This is a genomic window from Microcystis sp. LEGE 00066 (assembly GCF_015207925.1).
GTDB classification, from domain to species: domain Bacteria; phylum Cyanobacteriota; class Cyanobacteriia; order Cyanobacteriales; family Microcystaceae; genus Microcystis; species Microcystis ichthyoblabe_A.
The window spans coordinates 1-22,574 of record NZ_JADEVX010000037.1; the positions used below are offsets into that span (position 1 = coordinate 1).

Annotated in this window: 19 protein-coding genes and 1 pseudogene; 12 read left to right on the plus strand and 8 right to left on the minus strand. The window is 44.4% G+C overall.

The features are described 5' to 3' along the window. Positions 1 to 194: 194 nt before the first annotated feature. Positions 195 to 809 (plus strand): hypothetical protein, encoded by a 615-nt coding sequence (locus IQ224_RS07410; protein WP_036399806.1) that lies wholly within the window; start codon positions 195 to 197, stop codon positions 807 to 809. 228 nt (positions 810 to 1,037) lie between these two features. Then, positions 1,038 to 2,465 carry a glycogen synthase GlgA gene (glgA, locus tag IQ224_RS07415; protein ID WP_002741723.1) on the plus strand — a complete coding sequence of 476 codons (1,428 nt, stop codon included), beginning with the start codon at positions 1,038 to 1,040 and terminating at the stop codon, positions 2,463 to 2,465. Positions 2,466 to 2,514: 49 nt separating this feature from the next. Here the strand turns inward: glgA and IQ224_RS07420 are convergent, their stop codons facing one another. Further along, positions 2,515 to 3,120, minus strand: a complete 606-nt coding sequence (locus IQ224_RS07420; RefSeq protein ID WP_036399809.1) for a VWA domain-containing protein — start codon at positions 3,118 to 3,120, stop codon at positions 2,515 to 2,517. Between the two features lie 213 nt (positions 3,121 to 3,333). Here IQ224_RS07420 and IQ224_RS07425 point away from each other — a divergent pair, with 213 nt between their 5' ends. The 8 genes from IQ224_RS07425 to IQ224_RS07460 all read left to right on the plus strand — a co-directional run bounded on the left by IQ224_RS07425 (position 3,334) and on the right by IQ224_RS07460 (position 11,120). After that, positions 3,334 to 3,666 carry a TMEM165/GDT1 family protein gene (locus IQ224_RS07425; RefSeq protein ID WP_002741725.1) on the plus strand — a complete coding sequence of 111 codons (333 nt, stop codon included), beginning with the start codon at positions 3,334 to 3,336 and terminating at the stop codon, positions 3,664 to 3,666. Between the two features lie 79 nt (positions 3,667 to 3,745). Further along, positions 3,746 to 4,021, plus strand: a complete 276-nt coding sequence (locus IQ224_RS07430; RefSeq protein ID WP_002732425.1) for a TMEM165/GDT1 family protein — start codon at positions 3,746 to 3,748, stop codon at positions 4,019 to 4,021. A 530-nt stretch (positions 4,022 to 4,551) separates the two neighbouring features. Next, complete coding sequence (gene urtA, locus IQ224_RS07435; protein WP_194032784.1) at positions 4,552 to 5,865, plus strand: urea ABC transporter substrate-binding protein; 1,314 nt, start codon at positions 4,552 to 4,554, stop codon at positions 5,863 to 5,865. A 94-nt stretch (positions 5,866 to 5,959) separates the two neighbouring features. Then, the gene (locus IQ224_RS07440) at positions 5,960 to 7,120 is read left to right on the plus strand and encodes a branched-chain amino acid ABC transporter permease (RefSeq protein WP_052275871.1); all 1,161 of its coding nucleotides are present in this window, start codon (positions 5,960 to 5,962) and stop codon (positions 7,118 to 7,120) included. Between the two features lie 3 nt (positions 7,121 to 7,123). Further along, positions 7,124 to 8,278: an urea ABC transporter permease subunit UrtC gene (gene urtC, locus IQ224_RS07445; protein ID WP_002741729.1), complete on the plus strand. Its 1,155-nt coding sequence runs from the start codon at positions 7,124 to 7,126 to the stop codon at positions 8,276 to 8,278. A 113-nt stretch (positions 8,279 to 8,391) separates the two neighbouring features. Further along, positions 8,392 to 9,138: an urea ABC transporter ATP-binding protein UrtD gene (urtD, locus tag IQ224_RS07450; protein WP_002741730.1), complete on the plus strand. Its 747-nt coding sequence runs from the start codon at positions 8,392 to 8,394 to the stop codon at positions 9,136 to 9,138. Positions 9,139 to 9,176: 38 nt separating this feature from the next. Beyond that, positions 9,177 to 9,875 carry an urea ABC transporter ATP-binding subunit UrtE gene (urtE, locus tag IQ224_RS07455; RefSeq protein WP_002741731.1) on the plus strand — a complete coding sequence of 233 codons (699 nt, stop codon included), beginning with the start codon at positions 9,177 to 9,179 and terminating at the stop codon, positions 9,873 to 9,875. Between the two features lie 21 nt (positions 9,876 to 9,896). Beyond that, positions 9,897 to 11,120 carry an NAD(P)/FAD-dependent oxidoreductase gene (locus IQ224_RS07460; protein ID WP_052275867.1) on the plus strand — a complete coding sequence of 408 codons (1,224 nt, stop codon included), beginning with the start codon at positions 9,897 to 9,899 and terminating at the stop codon, positions 11,118 to 11,120. Positions 11,121 to 11,193: 73 nt separating this feature from the next. Here the strand turns inward: IQ224_RS07460 and IQ224_RS07465 are convergent, their stop codons facing one another. Together IQ224_RS07465 and pckA are read right to left on the minus strand one after the other, a co-directional pair. Beyond that, complete coding sequence (locus IQ224_RS07465) at positions 11,194 to 11,388, minus strand: hypothetical protein (protein WP_194032785.1); 195 nt, start codon at positions 11,386 to 11,388, stop codon at positions 11,194 to 11,196. A gap of 84 nt (positions 11,389 to 11,472) precedes the next feature. Further along, positions 11,473 to 13,152, minus strand: coding sequence for a phosphoenolpyruvate carboxykinase (ATP) (gene pckA / locus IQ224_RS07470; RefSeq protein WP_194032791.1), 1,680 nt, complete (start codon positions 13,150 to 13,152; stop codon positions 11,473 to 11,475). Between the two features lie 628 nt (positions 13,153 to 13,780). Here pckA and IQ224_RS07475 point away from each other — a divergent pair. Then, a complete protein-coding gene (locus IQ224_RS07475) occupies positions 13,781 to 15,157 on the plus strand; it encodes a cobyrinate a,c-diamide synthase (RefSeq protein ID WP_194032786.1) in 1,377 nt (458 codons plus the stop codon). Between the two features lie 272 nt (positions 15,158 to 15,429). Here the strand turns inward: IQ224_RS07475 and IQ224_RS07480 are convergent, their stop codons facing one another. Then, positions 15,430 to 15,816 (minus strand): hypothetical protein, encoded by a 387-nt coding sequence (locus IQ224_RS07480; RefSeq protein WP_002741736.1) that lies wholly within the window; start codon positions 15,814 to 15,816, stop codon positions 15,430 to 15,432. A 389-nt stretch (positions 15,817 to 16,205) separates the two neighbouring features. On the opposite strand from IQ224_RS07480, the gene IQ224_RS07485 reads away from it, so the two are divergent. Continuing rightward, positions 16,206 to 18,062 carry an iron uptake porin gene (locus IQ224_RS07485; RefSeq protein WP_036399818.1) on the plus strand — a complete coding sequence of 619 codons (1,857 nt, stop codon included), beginning with the start codon at positions 16,206 to 16,208 and terminating at the stop codon, positions 18,060 to 18,062. 271 nt (positions 18,063 to 18,333) lie between these two features. Here the strand turns inward: IQ224_RS07485 and IQ224_RS07490 are convergent. The 4 genes and pseudogenes from IQ224_RS07490 to IQ224_RS07505 all read right to left on the minus strand — a co-directional run. After that, positions 18,334 to 18,599: pseudogene (locus tag IQ224_RS07490) on the minus strand (ISAzo13 family transposase); the annotation flags it as partial. A 244-nt stretch (positions 18,600 to 18,843) separates the two neighbouring features. Next, a complete protein-coding gene (locus IQ224_RS07495) occupies positions 18,844 to 19,752 on the minus strand; it encodes a M23 family metallopeptidase (protein WP_194032787.1) in 909 nt (302 codons plus the stop codon). 19 nt (positions 19,753 to 19,771) lie between these two features. Beyond that, the gene (locus tag IQ224_RS07500) at positions 19,772 to 21,070 is read right to left on the minus strand and encodes a homoserine dehydrogenase (RefSeq protein ID WP_002741741.1); all 1,299 of its coding nucleotides are present in this window, start codon (positions 21,068 to 21,070) and stop codon (positions 19,772 to 19,774) included. A 141-nt stretch (positions 21,071 to 21,211) separates the two neighbouring features. After that, positions 21,212 to 22,567 carry a (Fe-S)-binding protein gene (locus tag IQ224_RS07505; RefSeq protein ID WP_194032788.1) on the minus strand — a complete coding sequence of 452 codons (1,356 nt, stop codon included), beginning with the start codon at positions 22,565 to 22,567 and terminating at the stop codon, positions 21,212 to 21,214. Between the last annotated feature and the right edge of the window lie 7 nt (positions 22,568 to 22,574).

Sequence of the window (22,574 nt, forward strand, 5' to 3'; positions counted from 1 at the left end):
GCTTTGATAATGTACCTTTTGGGCGAACGCAGTTCGCCCCTACATTGTGGACAAAATCCGTTACTGTAGGGGCGCAAAGCTTGCGCCCTCCGATCGATTGGGATATTATTCCCACGCAAGTCCCTTAGTGATTGATCACTGATCACTGTTTACTGATCACTGTTTACTGAATCACTGTATCAAGGGAGGTAAAAATGGGCTGGATTATGGTCTTATTTGCGATCGCTGTAGGCGGATTACTGATCTGGCAGAATCTGGGGGTGATCACTTTGGTCTTTTTTGGCGGTATTATGACGGTAAAACTGCCCCTAGCGGTCTGGGTGTTACTTTTCACCTTGGCGGGAATTATCAGTGGTTTAACCCTGCAATTTCTCTATAGTTTTGGTCGTCCTTTGGCTGCCCCAAAAGCTTCCCCTCGTATAGGAAATAATCCTACAGTCCCACCGCCATCTCCCCGACCTACCTATATTCAAGATACTGCTCCGTCTGCACGGGGTAACGATTGGGAAAGAGATAGCGGTGATGATTGGAATTTTGATACACCCCCCGAAAAACCGACGACCATTCAGGATCGGGAAGAATTTTCGTCTAGGCTTGCAGATGAGGAAAAAGCAAATTTTGTCAAGCCTCCTAGTGACATTTCTCGAACCGGCTCGGTTTATTCCTATAGTTACCGCACAGCCAAACAGACTCGCGGGGAAAAAGCCGATCAAGTGTACGATGTCAATTATCGGATTATTACGCCCCCCGCCGAGGATCAAAACGAAGATCGGGAGGTAAACAAAGGGGATGAAGAGGAGTGGATTTAACTTTGACAGAGACAGAACTGGTGCTGATCAGCTAAAATTTGCTAAAAAGGCGGTAAAAAAAGCCTAAAAAACTTAATAATGCCCAAAACAGCTAATTATGCCCCTCGTTGGCGCTCTGGTTCGTTAAAGAAAAATCTCGGCTAATCCGATAATACCTGCTGGCAAATCCTGCTGGGGGGGTTTTATCTGTTAAAATTTCTTGTCGTCGTGAAGTGAAGCGGGAAGAGTATGCGAATTCTATTTGTGGGTGCCGAGGCCGCTCCAATTGCCAAAGTTGGGGGAATGGGAGACGTAATTGGGGCATTACCGAAAGTCTTGCGTCAGCTAGGTCATGATGTGCGGATTTTTCTACCCTACTACGGTTTTCTTCAGGAAAAAATGGACATCCCTTCCGAACCCATTTGGTCAGGATTCGCCATGTTTCAGGATTTTTCAGTCTATGAAACGGTTTTACCCGATACAGATATTCCTCTCTACCTCTTTGGTCATCTAGCTTTCTCTGGACGCAGTATCTACGGAGGCGAAGATGAGGCCTGGCGATTTACTCTATTTGCCAATGGTGCGGCGGAATTCGCTTGGAATTACTGGAAACCGCAAGTTATTCACTGTCATGATTGGCATACGGGCATGATTCCCGTCTGGATGCACCAAGACCCCGATATTAGCACCGTTTTTACGATCCATAATCTCGCCTACCAGGGGCCTTGGCGCGAGGCATTAGAAAAAATGACTTGGTGTCCTTGGTATATGCAGGGCGATAATACCATGGCCGCGGCGGTTCAATTTGCCAATCGCGTCACGACTGTCTCTCCCACCTATGCCCGTCAAATACAGACCCCCATTTATGGCGAAAATTTAGAAGGATTATTGTCCTATATTTCTGGCAATCTGGTGGGGATTGTCAACGGCATCGATACGGAGGTGTATAACCCGGCTAAAGATGTTTATCTTAAGCAGAATTTTACCCCAGAAACCATCGAAAAACGTCTGGCTAATAAAATTGCCCTGCAAGAAGAAGTGGGACTACAGGTCAGCAGAAATGCCTTTGTCATGGGGATGGTGACGCGTTTGGTGGAGCAAAAAGGTATTGATCTAGTGATGCAAATTTTAGATCGCTTTCTCACCTATACTGATGCTCAATTGATTATTTTGGGTACAGGAGATCGCTATTATGAAACCCAACTATGGGAGATGACTTCCCGTTTCCGGGGGCGAATGTCCCTGCATCTTCTCTATAGTGATGCTCTTTCCCGTCGCATCTATGGGGGGGCCGATGCTTTGTTAATGCCTTCCCGTTTTGAACCCTGTGGCATTTCCCAATTAATGGCCATGCGTTACGGTTGTATTCCTATGGTACGCCGCACCGGTGGTTTAGTCGATACGGTATCTTTCCACGACCCGATTCAGGAAAGAGGAACAGGATTTAGTTTCGATCGCTATGAACCTTTAGACCTGTTTACCTGTATGATCCGGACTTGGGAAAGTTTCCGTTATAAACAGGATTGGCAAAAACTACAACAACGGGCCATGACTCAGGATTTTAGTTGGTATAAATCCGCTTTGGAATATCTCAAAATCTACAAACAAATCACCGGACAATCCGATCAATTATCCGATGAAGAAAAAGATAAATTTGTCGCCCTGACTAGCAGTTAAATCCTCCTTGATTAGGGGTGAAGATATATCACCCCTACTCCGGTAGAAATTAATCGGTAACGGCATTGAGAAGAACTTCCGCTAGGGTCATATCTTCCATATCATCGATAGTAATTGTGTCAACGATATCAAATTTAGCCCCCGCCGATTCTAGCTGATCGTCTAAAGCTTTGAGAAATTCTGTCGCTTGTCGATCATGGCCTACTTGAATCAGAGAAATGGCTAATTCTTCATCCCGATCGAGTTTTCGAGAAGCTTCGATAATTTGACGCATCACCGCTTTGCGATCATCTGGTTCTCCGTCGGTAATCACCAGAATAGTTTCTCCGTTGGGTTTAGTTTTGCCGGCAGTTTTGCGCTGAAAATAATTATTGAGGGCATCTTGGAGAACAGCGGCTAGGTCTGTCCTTCCCATGGGTTCATTTTCTTGATAAATTTGTATCACCTTATCGGAAGTAACATTATCATAGCGTCGGAAACGTCCGGAAAAAAGATAGATAGTGATGCCGTCGGGATCGAATTCCTCGCACTTTCTAGCCAAGGCGAGGGTGGATTCTTGGGCAATTTGCCAACGGGTTTTCTCGCTGGGTTTATCAGCAGTGGACATACTGCCACTTTTGTCAATAATCAGAGTATAATCTCTGTTTTCTACCATAGGGGCTATACCTCCAAGCAATTTGCGCTCGTCCTAGTCTAATAATTATTAAACTCTAGGATGGAAACTCTACCTCGATCGACTAGGGTTTTTTAACTATTGGGGGAAGGAGACAGCGTAATCAACAGCAGAAACTATCGCCAGAAAACCAGTCGGGCTAAAATGAAAAAAGTATGAAAATTATTTCTTAACCTGATACTGTTAAATTAGCCGATGAGTGATAGTAAATCGATCGCCTCAACCGAGAAAAAGCCAGATCATCCACCTTCTTGGAGTTTTTGGACGGTGTTTAGTTCCACCTTCCTAACCATATTTTTTGCTGAAATCGGCGATAAAACTCAATTAGCCACCCTTTTGATCAGCGCCGAATCCCAATCCCCCTGGGTGGTTTTTGCTGGGGCAGCCAGCGCTTTAATCGCTACCAGTCTCCTCGGTGTCCTGATCGGTTATTGGATTGCGCGTCGTCTTTCCCCCAAAACCTTAGATATCGGTGTCGCTATTCTTCTCCTTTTGATCACTGGTTTACTCATCGGCGATATTCTCTAAGCAATCAGTGATCAGTGTGACTGTTTACTGTTTACTGTTCACTGTTCACTGAAAAAAGCTTCCCATCTCCCCAGAATTTATGAATTGGCAATTATTCGGACTGACATTTATCACGGTTTTTTTGGCAGAAATAGGCGATAAAAGTCAATTAGTAGCGATCGCTCTCGGTGGCAGTTCCAAATCACCCAAAGCTGTCTTTTTTGGCTCAATTACCGCCTTAATCTGCACCAGTTTCTTAGGAGTCCTGGCGGGGGGCAGTATGGCGCAGTTATTCCCCGCTAAGATATTAAAAGCGATAGCGGCCATTGGTTTTGCGCTGCTTGCTGTCCGGCTGCTTTGGCCAGATTCAGATTGATAATTGGGTTGGGCTGAATATTACTGGAAGCCTTACTAGAAAACGGTTTTCGCACTTTTTCCAGGCACGCGAGGCCATTCTGTTATTATAAACCTCTGGCCTAATTAATTTTTGAGGGTTCAAAAACGTCAAAAATAAGGATTAAATCGCATAAAATCTGTAAATAGATCATTTAATTGATTATTATTCATTCTTAATTCTCCTGACTACTGACTACTGGCTACTGGCTCCTAACCCTAACAACAATTTTTGATTTTTACAAGAGGTCTTATGACTTCCCCAACCGACGACCGGCGACCGACTCCTGATAGCTAAAAAACTGAGGCAAATTCCAGAAAAATCATTAATTTTTTGGAAAAAAGTAGCGAAAATTACAAAAAATATCCAAAAAGTAGCGAAAATCACAAAAAATCTGCTAACCTAGCCGTAATATCACACAGATATTTGTAGAAAGATTCCCGAAAATCTCCTCAGCAAAAACATCCGTGTGAAGTAGCTAATATTGTCAGCGAGGTTAGTTCAAGATCATCATGTCAAATTTAGGACGACGTAAATTTCTCCTGTACGGTTCTGCCACTTTGGGAACCAGTATTCTGTTAAAAGCTTGTGGTGGACAAAACCAAACCCCCACGGCTAGTCCTAGCCCAGCTGCTAGTCCCGCCCCGGCTTCTGGAGAGACGATTAAGGTGGGTATTCTGCACTCCCTCAGTGGCACCATGGCCATCAGTGAAACCAGCGTAGTTGATGCGGAAAAACTGGCGATCGAGGAAATCAATGCCGCCGGTGGTGTTCTTGGTAAACAGATCGAGGCAGTGGTGGAAGATGGCGCTTCCGATTGGCCAACTTTTACCGAAAAAGCCACCAAACTGATCGATCAGGACAAAGTTTTGACCGTCTTCGGTTGTTGGACTTCCGCCAGTCGTCAGGCGGTTTTGCCCGTGTTTGAATCCAGAAACCATATGCTCTGGTATCCCGTCCAGTACGAGGGTCAAGAGTGTTCTAGAAATATCTTCTACACTGGCGCTGCCCCCAACCAGCAGATCGAGCCGGCAGTGACTTGGTTGCTGGAAAACAAAGGGAAAAAATTCTTCCTTGTCGGTTCCGACTACGTTTTCCCCCGCACTGCCAACACGATCATTAAAGAGCAGTTAAAGGCGAAAGGTGGCGAAACCGTAGGCGAAGACTATCTACCCCTAGGTAACACGGAAGTTACCCCGATTATTACCAAAATTAAGCAAGCTTTACCCGATGGCGGCGTTATTTTCAACACCCTCAACGGTGACAGTAACGTGGCTTTCTTTAAACAACTGCAAGCGGCCGGTTTAACTCCCGATAAATATCCGGTCATGTCGGTGAGTGTTGCTGAGGAAGAAGTTAAACAGATTGGTAAGGAATATCTCCTCGGTCAATACGCTTGTTGGAACTATTTCCAAACCGTAGATACCCCCGCTAACAAGAAATTTGTTGCGGCTTTTCGAGCTAAATATGGTGAGGATCGCGTGACCAATGATCCGATGGAAGCGGCCTATATTATGGTCTATCTCTGGAAGCAAGCGGTGGAACAAGCGGGAACCGCCGATGATCTGGACAAAGTTCGCGCCGCCGCCATCGGACAAAAATTCGATGCTCCCGAAGGACCGGTGCAAATGTTCCCCAATCATCATATCTCCAAAACCGTCCGGGTTGGTCAGGTGAGAGATGATGGTCTATTTGACATCATTTGGTCAACTCCGGGACCTGTGGATCCGCAACCATGGAACCAATTTGTCCCCGAAACTAAGGGCTTTGCCTGTGACTGGACGGATCCGGCTAAGGGCGGTAAATTCAAAATGGAAAAATCCTAGTTTTAGGAATTTTTCCAGACAATAACGAGGGTTAGGTGGACATTACTGTTCACCCCTCTTTTTAAACCTTAAAAATGCACGGGAATAAGGAAAAGTGTCAGCATTATTAGAAGGATTATTTAATGGTATTAGCATCGGTTCTGTGCTATTGCTGGCAGCTTTAGGACTAGCGATTGTCTTTGGACTGATGGGGGTGATTAATCTCGCTCACGGTGAGTTAATGATGTTAGGGGCCTACAGTACTTTTGTGGTGCAAAATGTCTTTAAGGGTTTCGGTTCTCCCTTCTTTGATACTTATGTTTTATTCGCCCTACCGATCGCTTTTTTAGTGTCGGGATTGGCGGGATTATTATTAGAAAGGGGGGTGATTAGGTTCCTCTACGGCAGACCCCTAGAAACGCTGCTGGCCACTTGGGGAGTCAGCTTAATTCTGCAGCAATTTGTCAGAAGTGTCAACGGCTTATTAGTAATTAGTTTAATAGTTTTCTGTCTCTTATTTTTTGGGGCAATGAAGGTGTTAAGTCGTCGCCTAGATTGGGAGAGAATTCGCAGTTTAGCTATCGGTATCACCCTCCCTTTATCCCTAGCTATCGCTGGATTATTAGGCTATCTTTTATCTTTTAATTCCGTTCTTGCTAAACCCTGGTTTAGTGCCAGAAACGTCGATGTCACCGCTCCTGTTTGGTTACGGGGAGGTTTACCTTTACTGGGTTTTCAAATGCCCTACACCCGTATATTTATTATCATTTTAACTGCCCTTTGTTTGTTAGGAACCTATTGGTTTTTGAATAAATCTTCTTGGGGTTTACGCATTCGTGCCGTCACCCAAAATCGCCAGATGAGTGCCTGTTTAGGCATTCCCACCAATCAAGTGGATGCTTTGACTTTTGCCCTCGGTTCGGGATTAGCTGGAGTTGCTGGTTGTGCGATTAGTTTCTTGGGTTCCGTCGGTCCAAATGTGGGACAAAATTATATCGTTGATACCTTTATGGTAGTGGTCGTGGGAGGAGTGGGTAATCTACTAGGAACTATTATTGCGGCCATGGCCATCGGTGTGGCTAATTATTTAATTGGTTCGGGAACTTTTGCTCTGATTTTTGGTTCCGTAGAAGCACTAAAACCCCTAACGGATTTCTTCACCTTTTTCTCCACCACTAGCATGGCAAAAGTGATGATTTTTGCTTTAATTATTGCTTTCTTGCAATTCAAACCTGCGGGAATTTTTCCTCCTAAAGGACGTACTGCCGAGTTATAGATTATGATTACCGAAACCATCACTAGAAACGAATCCCGACAACGGGAAAAGAAAAAGTTAATCACGGAAATCGCTGTTATTGTTGGATTGGTGGTCATCTTTGCGGTGTTGCTGCCCTTAGCTTTGTCGGCCTTCCGCTTGCGTTTATTGGGGCGATTTCTTTCCTTCGCTATTGTCGCTTTGGGGATAGATTTAATCTGGGGTTATACGGGTTTATTAAGTCTTGGTCATGGTATCTTTTTCGCCCTCGGTGGTTACGCTTTGGCCATGTACCTAAATCTTCAGTTACCCCCCGGACAAATGCCCGAATTTTTTACTCTCTACGGGGTGACAGAATTACCTTTTATTTGGCAACCTTTTTATTCCCTACCTTTGACAATTCTAGCCCTAATTATTGTACCAGCGATCGTGGCGGGATTGTTAGGTTATTTAATCTTCCGCAATCGCATTAAAGGGGTTTATTTTTCGATTTTGACCCAAGCGGCTTTACTGGTATTTTTTAACTTTTTTAACGGTCAACAGAAGTTAATCAACGGCACTAATGGCTTAAAAACTGATACCCAAACAATTTTTGGATTGCTGGTGGGTTCCGATGCTGTTCAAGTGGCCTTTTATTTACTCACAATTGTCTGTTTACTGGCTATTTATCTCCTCTGTCGTTGGTTAACTACCGGCAGATTTGGGCGCTTGTTAGTCGCCATTCGCGATGATGAGGTGCGGGTTCGTTTTTCCGGTTATGATCCTACTTGGTTTAAGGTGCTAGTTTTTGCCATTTCTGGGGCAATTGCTGGTGTTGCTGGCGCGCTTTACACCGTGCAAACGGGAATTATCACTCCTAACTCTATGGATGTGGCTTTTTCCATTGAAATGGTGATTTGGGTGGCTGTGGGAGGACGTGCTACCCTTGTGGGGGCAGTTATCGGTACTTTATTAGTACGCATGGCCCAAACTTTTTTAAGCGAACAATTTCCGGAAGTCTGGGTATTTTTCCAAGGGTCCCTATTCCTAATTGTGGTGACAGTGCTTCCCGATGGTATTCTCGGTGGTATTAAACGTTTGCTGACTCATTTTGGTTTCCGCAAAACTTTAATTACCTATCCTAGTATTGAGGAAGATCCAGAAGTGCAACTGGAAAAAGAAGAATTAGAGCATAAGTGATCTTAGCTATCAGTTATCAGTTATCAGATGTGAGTTTTCAGTTCACTGATTACTGTTTACTGTTTACTGTTCACTGTTCACTGAAAATACTTCCCTATTCCCTCTTAGAAGTTATGACTGGAAAAATCTTAGAAATCGAGAATCTTACCGTTAGTTTTGGGGGTTTTAAAGCTCTCAATAATCTTAATTTCAGTATGGATACGGGAGAATTACGGGTGATTATCGGTCCCAATGGTGCGGGAAAAACCACTTTTTTAGATGTGATTACGGGGAAAGTGCAACCAACCATCGGACGGGTATTATTTAAAGGTCGAGATCTCCGCAAAATTCCCGAATTTGCGATCGCTCGTTTAGGGATTGGTCGCAAATTCCAAACTCCCAGGGTATATTTAAATCTAACTGTCCGAGAAAATCTCGATTTAGTTAGTAATCGCAATAAAAATGTTTTCTCGACTCTTTTCGGTCGTCCTCCTCTAGAAGATAGCAGAAAAGTTATTGGTTTATTGGAAACTATCGGGTTAACTGCTAAAGCTGATTTATCCGCTTCTTTACTTTCCCACGGGGAAAAACAACGCTTAGAAATAGGCCAATTAGTGGCCCAGTCACCAGATTTACTGCTAGTAGATGAACCCGTGGCAGGATTAACCGATGAGGAAACGGAAAACGTGGGTAATTTGTTATTAAATCTAGCGGAAAGTCATTCGATTATTGTCATTGAACACGATATGGAATTCGTCCGGCAAATTGCCCGCAAAGTTACGGTTTTACACCAAGGAACCGTTCTCTGTGAGGGGAATATGGAGCAAATTCAAAATGATCCGAAAGTTATTGAAGTTTATCTAGGTTCCTCGGAAGAATAAAAATTCAAATGATTAAAATTAGTTAAAAAGGATTGACAATGTTACACATATCTGATCTGAATGTTTACTACGGAGAAAGTCATATTTTAAGAGATGTGGATCTTAACATTAATGCGGGAGAAATGGTCTGTTTAATCGGACGTAATGGCGTGGGTAAAACTACCCTCTTAAAAACCCTAATGGGTATCTTAAAACCGCGAGCGGGAGTAATTAATTATGAGCAACAAAACCTCATTAATAAAACCTCAGATCAAAGAGCTAGATTAGGGCTGGGTTATGTGCCGCAGGGTAGGGATATTATTCCCCGTTTAACGGTAAAAGAGAATTTAACTCTCGGTTTAGAAGCTTTACCGACAAAAAGAAAAAATGCCACAATTCCCGAAGAAATCTTTGATTTATTTCCCGATTTAAAAACCATGTTATCGCGGATGGGAGGGGATTTAAGCGGGGGACAACAACAGCAATTAGCCATCGCTCGCGCCTTAGTGGGGGAACCAAAATTATTGATTTTAGATGAACCCACGGAAGGAATTCAACCGTCAATTATTCTCGAAATTGAAGCGGCGGTGCGGCGTATTGTTGCCAGTAAAGGAATCGCCGTTTTATTAGTAGAACAACACCTGCATTTTGTCCGTCAAGCTGATCGATATTACGCCATGCAGAAAGGGGGAATTGTTGCTTCTGGTTTCACGAGCGAATTAAGTCAAGAAGTCATTCAGCGATTTTTGGCGGTTTAAACTTAACTTTTTCCTTGATATATGACTCAAATAGTCGTAATTGGTGGCGGGGCAGCGGGATTTTTTGGCGCAATTAAAGCGGCAGAATCTAACCCAAAAGCTGGCGTTACTATCCTAGAAGCGGCAAAAGAACCTCTGGCGAAAGTGCGGATTTCGGGAGGGGGACGCTGTAATGTCACCCATCATTGTTTTGATGTTTCCCAATTGGTTAATTATTATCCTCGCGGTGGCAAAGCACTACGGGGAGCTTTTAGTCGGTTTCAACCCCAAGATACTATTAAATGGTTTGAATTGCGGGGGGTAAAACTCAAAACAGAAGTGGATGGGCGAATGTTTCCCAGCACCGATAATTCTGAAACTATTGTTAATTGTCTGCGGGAAAGTGCGACTTTTGCTGGGATTAATTTAAGGCTAAATTCCCCAGTTAAATCGGTAAAAAAACAGGAAGAAAGTTTTTTAATTGAATTAAAAAGAGATGAGCAAATTAGGGCAGATAAGCTTTTAATTGCTACGGGAAGTAGTCCTTTTGGTTATCTCACCGCTCAAGATTTAGGTCATTCTCTAGTCTCTCCTGTCCCTTCTTTATTTACCTTTCAAATTGCCGATCCTCGTCTGCAAGATTTGTTAGGGGTTACTGTGGATAAAGTGCGAGTTCGTCTTGGGGGAAGTAAATTAGAACAAATTGGACCTTTATTAATTACCCATTGGGGAGTTAGTGGACCAGCTATTTTAAAACTTTCTGCTTGGGGGGCGCGGGTACTTCACGAGCATCATTATCGAATGCCTTTAATCATTAATTGGTTAGGGGATTATCATCCTGAAAAATTGCGAGAAATTATCTTACAAACTAAAAGTGAATATCCCAAAAGAAAACTTTTTAATTATTGTCCCTTTGAGCAGTTACCTAAGCGTATTTGGCAGAGTTTATTAAGTTACTTGACTGTTAACTCGGAAACTCCCTGGGCCGAATTATCTAAAAATACTCTCAATCGATTGATGATTGAATTACAGCAAGGGGAATATCAAATCAAAGGAAAAGGGGTGTTTAAGGAGGAATTTGTCACCGCTGGGGGAGTGAATCTTCAGGAAGTGGATTTTAAAACTATGGAAAGTAAAATCTGTCCGGGGTTATATTTTGCCGGGGAGGTATTAGATATCGATGCAGTTACGGGGGGATTTAATTTTCAAAGCGCTTGGACCACCGGTTATCTTGCTGGACAAGCTATGGGCAATAGAAGGGTTTAGGGAGTGCTGGAGAGGGGGAAGTGGGGAAGTGGGGAACCTTTTTTCAGTAAACAGTAAACAGTGAACTGAAAACTCACATCTGATAACTGATAACTGATAACCCCACCAACAAACTTTTTGCCGCAAACCCTAGTTGATAACCGATTCCTTGATGTTGCTGGCTCTTCGTTACTTGGTATGGTTCGATAGGGGGGCATAAATCGACTAAATCCTTATCTGGCAAAGGATTTAATTGATTAGTTCGCTCTAGATCGAAAATAATTGACAAAAATCGCTAAATGCCTTTCTATATAGGGGTTCCATCCCTTATAACCCCCGTTCATTGCATAACACAAACCGAAGAGCCATGTTGCTATTCCCAAATTGGACCGGCTGCAATGATTTCTTGGGAGGCAGTGGTAAATTGACGGAAATTTTCCACAAAACGATGGGCCAATTCTCGGGCCTGTAGGTCGTAGGATTCGCCATCTTGCCATGCTTGTCGCGGGTCGAGGATTTTTTTGGGAACTCCGGGGACAATTTCGGGGACGAGAACCTGAAAGATGGGATGAGGATGGAAAACCACTTCCTCTAAATCGCCATTTAAAGCGGCGGAAACCATAGCGCGGGTGTGTTTGATCGAGATGCGATCGCCGACTCCGTAGGGACCGCCGGACCAACCAGTATTAATCAGATAAACGGAGGTTTCGGGGTGTTCTTCTAAACGTTCCCCTAACATTTGGGCATAGACGAGGGGTGAGAGAGGGAAGAAACATTGACCGAAACAACTGGAAAAGGTCACCTGTGGGGCGGTGATTCCCCGTTCCGTTCCCGCTAATTTGCTAGTATAACCGGAGAGGAAATGATACATCGCCTGGTTCGTGGTTAATTTGGCGATTGGTGGCAGTACCCCAAAAGCATCGGCAGTTAAAAAGATAATAGTTTTTGGATGGGTCCCCATGCCAGATACGGCACAATTAGGGATATAACGCAGGGGATAGGCGGCGCGGGTGTTTTCGGTCAAACGTCCATCATCATAGTCGGGAAGGCGATTATCGGGGGAAAGGATCACGTTTTCGAGAATAGTGCCAAATTGAATCGCCGCCCAGATTTGGGGTTCGTATTCGGCACTTAAACGGATGGTTTTAGCATAACAACCGCCTTCAAAGTTAAAAATGCCGTCTTCTGACCAACCGTGTTCATCATCACCGATGAGGCTGCGTTTAGGATCGGCGGAAAGGGTGGTTTTACCCGTACCGGAGAGACCGAAAAAGAGGGCCGTATGACCGTGTTTATCCATGTTAGCGGCACCGTGCATCGGTAAAACCCCTTGTTTGGTCATCAGGTAGTTCATCATCGAGAAGACGGATTTTTTGATTTCGCCAGCGTAGCGAGTGCCACCGATGAGAACGATTTTTTTTGCCAGGTTGAGGACGATAAAGGCTTCGCTGTTCAGGTCGTCATCCTCGGGATCTCCCTGTAACCCCGGCAGGGCAATCACGGTAAAATCAGTTTCATGGGCGGCTAGTTCGATCGCACTGGGCCGGAGGAATAACTGATGGGCAAAGAGGTTATGATAGGCGATTTCGGTGACAACGCGCACGCCAAAGCGATAATTAGGATCGGCCCCGACATAACCATCGAAGATATATAGGTCTTTTCCCTGCACATAGGCGAGGACTTTGCGGTATAACTGCTGGAATTTTTCCTCGCTAATCGTTACGTTATGCTGATTCCAGTCGATTTCCTCTTCGCTAGTGGCTTCTTTGACAATGAATTTGTCCTTGGGGGAACGACCGGTATATTTACCCGTTTCCACCACTAAAGCCCCATTATCGGCTAAAACGCCCTCATGACGTTCGATCGCCTGTTCGACTAATTGCGGTACGGAAAGATTGCGATAAACGCGACCGAGATTTTTCATGCCTAGGTTTTCGAGGCCGTAGGTGGGATGAATTTGATTTTCTAATTCGTAGTGGAAATTGACATTCTCCATGCGATCGGACAAGGGACAAGAGATACTATCATTGGTCAGCGTGTGTAGAGTTAGCATCATCCCAATTCTCCTGATAATTTAGTTGTCGGTTTAGAGGTAAGTTCTAGGTCTCTGATTAGTGCAGTTATAGGAACTAGAAAACCCTCGTTCTCTGTCTTTTTCACTCCCAGACACCTAAGAAGCTATATTGATTAGTTGATCTGACGATGTTTCCCTGATTAATCTGGTCTCTCGCTGTCGGTAAAGCCAACTTTAGAGCGGAATTGAGGCTTATTTGCGTATTTACCCTTCATCTCCCAGTCAGGGTTTGTACCTTTTCTCTCTTGCCGATCTAACTGCTTTTTCTAGCTATTTTTAGTCTAGCTGTACAATAGGATGCAGACGATGTTTTTTTTACAAAAGTTAACAGCTAAACAAAATTGGTCAGCTAATCTAGCAGTTATCTTAATTGTCAGGTAGGAAGTCTCTGGTTTTGGGGAACGTCAGAACAATAGCTGGTTGTCTAGAGATGATGACAATGATCCTAAACGTGGTCAAATCGATTTCGCTGCTAATAAAAAAAAGTCGATTGACACAGAAACCAGTTAGGGTCCAAAATTGACTCTATTAGCCGTTGGCAAGCCTTAGAATTGATTGTGTAACAGGCTCATTAAGTCTAGCTCGATCTCGAAAAAAACAACTAATAATGATCATCGCAGGAGAAAGAAGCGGAGTCGGTAAAACGACGATTACTCTGGCAATCTTGGCCTATTTAATCAGTCGTGGCGATCAAGTGCAATCTTTTAAAGTCGGGCCCGATTATATCGATCCCATGTTCCATACTCATTTTACCGGTCGCCCCTGTCGCAATCTCGATCCGGTTTTAACTTCTGAAGACTATGTAAAAACCTGTTTTGCCCAACATTGTCAAAATGTCGATTATGCTCTGATTGAAGGGGTAATGGGGCTATTTGATGGTATTCAATTAAGCGATACTCAATTTCCCGATTATGCCAGTACCGCCCATATTGCCCGTATTTTAGGGCTTCCTCTGCTGTTAGTTATCGATTGTAGTCGTTTATCTACCTCTGTCGCCGCTATTGTCCGCGGTTATCAATCTTTAGACAAAAATCTCCATCTGGCCGGAGTTATCCTCAATCGGGTTGGTAGTGATCGCCACCTGCAATTACTGCAAACCGCCCTAGAATCTATCAATATGCCGATTGTCGGGGTTTTGCGTCGTCAAGATTCCCTGACAATTCCCGATCGCCATCTAGGATTAGTTCCTAGGGATGAACTAGGAGAAATCAGGGAACTGCAAGATCAACTGGCTTCTATTGCCCAAAACTGCTTTAATTGGGACATTCTCTTGCCTTTACTGACTATTTCTCCCCAAGAGAACCCGAAAAATCCCACAGGAGCAAATAAGCTTTTTCCCCCTATCCGTATCGGTATTGCCAGAGATAAGGCTTTTAACTTTTATTACCCCGATAATCTCGATATTTTAGCCAATTTAGGCGCAGAATTAATCTTTTGGAGTCCCCTGCAAGGAGCAAATTTGCCCGAAAACCTGCAAGGATTGTACTTTGGTGGCGGTTTTCCCGAAATCTTTGCCCCGGAATTAGCCGCTAACACCCCCGTCTTAACTCAGGTGAGAAAAGCGATCGCCTCTGGAATGCCCACCTACGCCGAATGTGGCGGATTAATGTATTTATGTAACAAAATAGTTGATTTTGAGCAAAAAAATCATTCTATGTTGCAAATAATCCCCCAATCTGCTATAATGTCGCCGAAGTTAACCCTAGGTTATCGTCAAGCCATCGCCAAACAGGAGACGATCCTGCTCAAAGCAGGTCAACCAGTGCGCGGCCATGAATTCCATCGCTCCCAATTAAGCGGGGTGAGCGACGCACCGATTTATCAACTGCAAGCATTCCCCAAAAGTGAGATCAATGGCGAAGGGTGGCAAGGTAAGAATCTGCACGCTTCCTATCTCCACCTGCATTTTGGGGCTAACCTCAGCCTGCCGAAAAAATTCTTAGCTGCTGGCCTTGATTTTTTCCGAACAGCTGCGTTAAGCTAGTTGCAGATAAATTTGATAATCAATCCGTTCAGGGATACAGGAGGTGATGTCGATGGTAGAAAGTAGTAAAAGCATGGGTCTCCTAATCGACAATAGCCGGCTGTGCGCCGGGGCTGTTCTCTAGACCCCCACGTCTAAACAAGATTTGGACTACCTGGAGTTCCTTCCGGCAGTCTGGTGTCGGTTCCGATGACCCGCTACACCGCCCTTACCGAGCAATTGGTAAGGGCGGATAGTTTTTCAGGGTTTCCCGTCATCTCTGCACTTTAACTCTACGGGCGCAAACTAACCCAGCGCCGCTTCTGGTTGGGGGACACCATTTTAACGCCTGTCACCGAGATAATATTATTGGCCAAATTGTCCGCCATCATGGGAATTAATCGATTTATATTATTTCTATAAGCTTTTATCCAGAATTCGGAGAGTTTCTCTCGCGCCTCCTCATTGACGTAGATAGTTTTATCTGGCGTAATCAATACCATTGCCACATCACCGGAGTTTTCCGTGACGGCAAAGACAAACTGATCACGGTCGGACTTGAGACCTTCGTACCAGTAGTCTATGTGTTCTTCCAATTCGTATTCATAGAGAGCGCGTTCCATCTTGCCATCTTCTAGCAAGGCTTTACGCAGTATATTGGCTATCTTTTTTTGTTTCATGGTTTTGTCTCTGTTTTTATCGGCGTTAAGTTTTGCCCATTAGACATCACTCCATATTAAGAGTGCCACTACATAAATCATCAATTAACCTGACGACAACTCAGTTCAGTCGTCGTTATCAAAATTACAGAACCTTGCCCGACTCGTCTAAATGAGGCTGTTATTTGAGCTTAAGTCTTCTCTCTGTAAGGATTTTAACCTACTTTAGTTTTTGTTTAAGTGCCGTTAGGAGCGACAGGGTGGCCACTTTGTCAACCGGTCAAGGGAAAAAAAATGAGATCGCATCTTTCCCTAAGCAATTAAATCGTGTATAATGGCAAAAGAATAGTAAGGCTATATGCGTGATCAAACTGTGTAGTCAACCTATAAGGTGTGAGGAAAAAACCATCATGTTAAGAATGTTCTGGAAATCATTGCTGGTTAGCCCAGCGATTTTAGGGGCTACCCTAGTAGCTTCCGCTAATGCTAGTAGCTTCGATCCCGTCAAATCTACCAGTGTTTCTACCGAATTTAACAATCTAGAAATCGCTCAAGTTCAGGACAACGGTGCAGGAACTGGCGAACTACTCAATCAGATCGAACAGTACGGTAATGAAGGTCAAGTTGCACCCGTACAGGGCAACACCATCGATCAAGTCACCAGCGTCAACCAACTGCGCGATGTTTCCCCCACCGCTTGGGCTTTCGAGGCTTTAAGAAGTTTAGTTGAACGCTATGGTTGTATTGTTGGTTATCCCGATCGCACCTTCCGCGGCGACCGAGCTTTAACCCGTTGGGAATTTGCGGCTGGTTTAAACGCTTGCTTAAACGTCATGGAACGTTTAATTCAAGATGGTGTCAACGTCCTCAAGGAAGACTTAGATGCCCTCAAGCGCTTGATGGATGAGTTCCAGGCCGAATTAGCGGCCTTGGGAGCTAGAGTTGATAACTTAGAAAGCCGGGTGTCTTTCCTCGAAAATAACCAATTCTCCACCACCACCAAATTAGCTGGGGAAGTTATTTTCGCTGTCACCGATACGGTCGGTGCCGGTAGCCCCGCCTCCCAAGCCGCCATGCAGTACCGCGCTCGTTTAGTTTTAAACACGAGCTTCACCGGTCAGGACGTGTTGAAAACTCGTTTAGCGGCGGGTAGTGCCACTCCCTTTGGATTTGATTACAAATCGACCACCACACTACAAAATGGTGATCCCGCTTCCGTCAGATTCGATAATCTGCAAAGCCCCTCCCTTTATCAAACTTGGACTGCTGCGGGTAACGGTAGCGATGTGGTTCTCGACTGGTTGGCCTACTATACTCCCATTGACTTAGGTTATTTTGGTCGCTTCAATACCTACGTCGCCGCTTGGGGCGGTATTTGGAATGACTTCGTTCCCACCACTAACCCCTTCTTTGAAGACTTCGACGGTGGTAATGGTGCGCTATCTACCTTCGCTTCCGAAAACCCCATCTACCGTATCGGTGGTGGTTCTGGGGCTGGTGTTAGCCTACAGTTAGGCTTCCTCCAAAGCATTGTCGGCCCGACTTCTCTATCTTTGGGTTACTTAGCTGGTGGTGGCTCTAGCTCTGCGGCCAATCCTAACCCGGGTAATGGTCTCTTTAACGGAGATTACGCCGCTTTAGCACAGATTAACGCTAACCTCTTTAACTTCCTCAACGTCGGCTTCACCTACGTTAACGCTTACCAAGGTGCCGATACCGCCATCTTCGGTAACGGTGGTTCTCGTGGTGTGACGGGAACTTCCGCCGCTAACCTTTCCCAAACTCAGTTAAACACCCTGCTCAACGTCAATGGCAACCCTCCTGGAGACGTAACCCTACAGGATGAAGTCGGTTTCTTCAACTTCGGAGCCAAAGTATCCAATAGCTACGGTTTAACCGGTGCAGTGGATATTGGTTTCGCCAGCTTGAGTGCCTTCGGTTCCTACTCCACCGTGCGCTTACTCGGTCTCGGTGATGCGGAAGTGTGGACTTACGGTGCTGGTATTGCCTTCCCCGACTTAGGTAAAGAAGGAAATATCTTAGGTCTGTTTGCTGGTGCGCAGCCCTACATCGGTCACTTAAGCTTCCGAGAAATGGGATTACGGGTATCTAACATCGTTCCCTACCACGTTGAATTGTTCTACAAGTACCAAGTCACCGACAATATTTCTATCACCCCCGGTGTCATCTGGATTTCTGCACCTGAACAGTTCAAAGGCACTGGTAACGAGTGGATTGGCACCCTTCGCGGTACCTTCACCTTCTAGGATTTCCTAAATTAAACCCGAAACCCCACCCATGGTGGGGTTTTGTTTTAGGCAAATAAGAGACTTCCAGAGAATAAAATACCCAACAAAAAAATAGAATAGAAAAGTGTTTTTTTGAAAAAGTAATTATTTTTGTCTAGGAAAACAAAGAGTCTTCCATTACAACCTATTTTTCCGAAAAAATAGGCAGCATAAACTTTTATACTTCCGAGCTTTTTCGAGTATAAAAAGGACAAGTTAAAGAATCAAAGACAGTTTTTAGCCAACCATCTTAGTTAAATACAAACCAGGTCTTATCATAATAGATATCAATAAACCATTGGCCCAAATTGGGAAAGTCTTGATTCGTTAATTCTGGGAGACGTTCGATTTTTTCTTCAATTTTTTCCCTGGCTTTTTTAGCAAGCTTTACTCCTTTTTGTAAATTTCAGTAATCAACTTAACAATCGGGTGTTTTCCTTTTCAAGTCATAGTTTGGGCGAATTTCAAGGCTGTTTCGATTTCATCTAAAATACTCCCATTCCAATGGTTTTCTAGCCCAATTCTAAGACTGTTTGTGCCATCAATCTTCTTTTAGTTGCATCTTTTAATTGAAGTGCAGTTTCACTGAGCAATTGCTTGAGGGAATCAGTTAATTCCATATACACTTAAAAGGAAAAACTTGATTAATAATGTACAGGATTAATTCTACTACAAAATCGGGAAGGAGGGGGCAATCATCGACCCCTCCCTCTCACACTCCGAGAATGAATAGTTTATTTTTTGGAAGTCCCTTAACTGGTTACTTTTGACTTGATTGCGGGCCGATTTGGGGCAAATGCAAAGCCGGATCCTGCGCTGTCCAACCGACGGGAGTATCTAAGCGCACCTCAAAATGAAGATGGGGGGGAATAATATCCGGTTGTCCCGTGGTGCCAACCGCACCGATAACGTCTCCTGCTCGTACCCGTTGGTCAATTCTCACTGTAACCCTGCTTAAATGGGCATAACGGGTCTGCCGGCGACCTAAATGATTAATTACTACCAAATTACCATAGGCCCCTTCCTGACCCACATAAATCACTAGACCATCTTCGGCGGCTAGAACGGGTGTACCAACATCTGTGAGAAGATCAACACCACTATGAAAGAGATTTTTCTGTTCCGTGGGGCTTTTTTGCCAACCGTAGGCTAATCCGACAGTGCTGGCCAAGGGTAAGGGATAAGAACTTAATCCAGTATAATCCGATCGCTTGCCGGCGGCGGACCAATTGCTGCCGGGGATAAAAACTATTGTCGGCCGGCGACCACAACCGTTAAGCTCAAAGAGTATATCGGCACGAATACCATAGGCTGCTTCTAAATCTCGCCAAGTGGAACCCTTGGGTGCTTCGATGCGAATGCCGTTCATCGGGGGAATGAAGATTTCTTTACCCACGGGGGCCGAACCATTTTTAAGAATAGTCGGATTGAGTTTAATTATCGTTGCGGGGATGAGAGCGTATTTTTCGGCGATGGAGGCGATCGTTTCTCCCGCTTGGATTTTATGGCGTTGTAACCTTGATAAAATCGGCAGGGGACAAACATTATCGGATCCTTGGGCAAAAATTAATTTTTGATTTAAGCCCAAAAAACCTAGACAAAAAAACAAAATTGTGCCAGTCAAACTTAGCCAACTTTTCTCACTTCTGATTCTCCGACCCATGACCATAAAAAAAGCGATTTCTTAATTACAAAACCCGGAGAATACTAGGAATACTGTCAATAGCTTCTAAAGACTCTATTGCCGCTAAAGCGTTGCGGAAATTGCCCTCGCGTACATCGTGGGTGACAACGACAATTTCGGCTAAATCACCCCTAATCCCAATTTGTACCACGGATTCTAGACTAACCCCATGGTTGCCGAAAGCCATACCTAAATGACCGATTACCCCCGGCACATCGCGACAGAGAAAACGAGCATAAAAACGGGTCGATAAATCCTCCATGGGGGCGATTTGACAATAATGCTGGTGAACACAGCTTAAAAGCGGGTCAAGTTCCTTGGTTTTGCCACTACTTTTTAAAATTCCGACGATATTCATCACATCCGATACTACTGCACTGGCCGTCGGTCCGCCACCAGCACCCGGTCCATAAAACATCACTTGTCCCAAGGGTTCCCCCTCGACCAGAATAGCGTTATAGACTCCGTTAGCATTAGCGAGGGGATGGATTTTCGGTACTAGGGTTGGATGAACCCGCAGCTCTAGAGTATCGGAATCCTCTTTAACCGTATCTTTTGCGATCGCTAATAACTTAATCACAAATCCCAGTCTATCAGCATAGGCGATATCGACGGCGCTAACTTGCCGGATACCTTCACAGTAAACATCTTCCCGTTTTACCCGACCTCCAAAACCCAGAGAGGCTAAAATGGCGATTTTATCGGCCGCGTCGAATCCATCCACGTCCGCAGTGGGATCAGCTTCTGCATAGCCTAATTCCTGAGCTTTGGCCAGAACTTCGCTAAAATCTGCCCCTTTTTGGCTCATTTCCGTGAGAATATAGTTAGTTGTGCCGTTGACAATTCCCATGATGCTGCTGATGCGATTAGCGCCGAGGGATTGTTTTAAGGGTTTAATGACGGGAATTCCACCACCCACGGCCGCTTCTAGGAGGACATAAACCCCCTTTTCGTTGGCCTTGGCGTAGATTTCATCGCCAAAACGGGCAATAACCGCTTTATTTGCCGTAACAACGTGCTTTCCCGATGCGATTGCCTTGAGAATTAAAGAGCGTGCTGGTTCCAAACCCCCCAATAATTCGACAATAATATCAATTTCGGGGTCAGTAACGATCGATTCTAGGTCAGTGGTCAACAGCTGGGGAGAAAGCTCGATTTCTCTCGGTTTATCTAGGGATCTAACTCCCACTCGTCCAATGGTAATCTCTTTGAGTACGGGATGACGACCAAAAGGATCGAGGAGGATTTTCGCTGTTCCCGTCCCCACAACCCCGAAACCGAGTAAACCAATCTTAAAGGTCACGCTTTTATCTCCTGCTAGTCCGACGCAAAAAATACTAATAGTTAAGCCATCGCCATGGTCGATTCTATCATTACAAGGTCTTTGTCTGTGGGGTTTTCTTTTGCTTTCCTGACACCACTAACACAACTCAAATGGTGGGAGTTAGCCAATTTTCAGCCCGCGAATCGCATAATCTAATAATTCGATAGGATGAATAACGGGTGTATCTTTTCCCTGTAATTGTAGATGTTTTTTAATTTGTAGGGAACAACCCGGATTAGGAGAAGCAATCACCGCAGCCCCAGTATTTAATAAATTGCGTACTTTCTGCTGACCTAATTCATCGGCAGTATCTGGCTGTAGCATATTATAAACTCCGGCACTACCACAACACAGGGCTGCATCGATAGGTTCTTTTAAGTTAATATTGGGGATTTTTTGCAATAATTGCCGTGGCTGCACCGAGATTTTTTGTCCGTGTAAAAGATGACAGGCATCTTGATAAACTAGGGTTAATTCTGTCTCGGTAATCGGGGATAAATCAGCAGTTAATCCCACTGCTGCCAAAAATTCTTGAGCATCGCGTACTTTAGCCACAAACTCCTTAGCCTTATCTTTATATTCAGGATCGTCGGCTAAAATATGATGATATTCCTTGAGAGTATGACCACAACCTGCCGCATTGATAATAATATAATCAACCTCGGTTTCTGCGAAACTATCGATCATTTGTCTGGCTAAACTTTGCGCTTGTTTTTCCTGTCCTTGGTGTGCGTGTAAAGCGGCACAACAACCCTGGGTTTTTGGGATAACCACTTCACAACCATTAGCAGTTAAAACCCGCACTGTCGCTTCATTTACCGGTGAGAAAAAGAGGCGCTGCACACAACCTAAAACTACTCCCACCCGATAGCGTTTTTCAGTTTGGGAGGGAATAACATCGGCATAGTTTTTAAACAGAGAGGTTAGGGTAATTTTTGGTAAAATTGATTCCATGGCCGCTAGACGGGGAAAGAGCATTTTTAAGATACCCGATTTTCTGACTAGGGTTTGTAATCCCAGGGTTTGATATAACCAGAGGAAAGGTAAAAATAATTTGAGACGGACGGGATAGGGAAAGAGATTAAAAATCAGAAAACGAATAATTTTATCTTTAAAACTGCGGGGTTGATTGCGTTCCACCTGCGGACGAACTGCGGCGATTAATTGATCGTATTGTACCCCCGATGGACAGGTACTAACACAGGCTAAACAGCCTAAACAAGTATCAAAATGTTGGCTAGTGGTTTCGTCTAAAACTGCTTCCCCTTTATTGATGGCATTCATCAGATAAATTCTGCCCCGGGGGGAGTCCATTTCCTTGCCAATGACTCGATAACTGGGACAGGTAGATAGACAAAAACCACAGTGAACACAACTATCGATTAATTCTTGAGCGGGGGGATTCTTGGGGTCAAATCCTTGATTTTTTTGGTCGATTAATTCTTGAAAGTTAAGGGAATGTTCGGAGGTTTGCATAATTTTT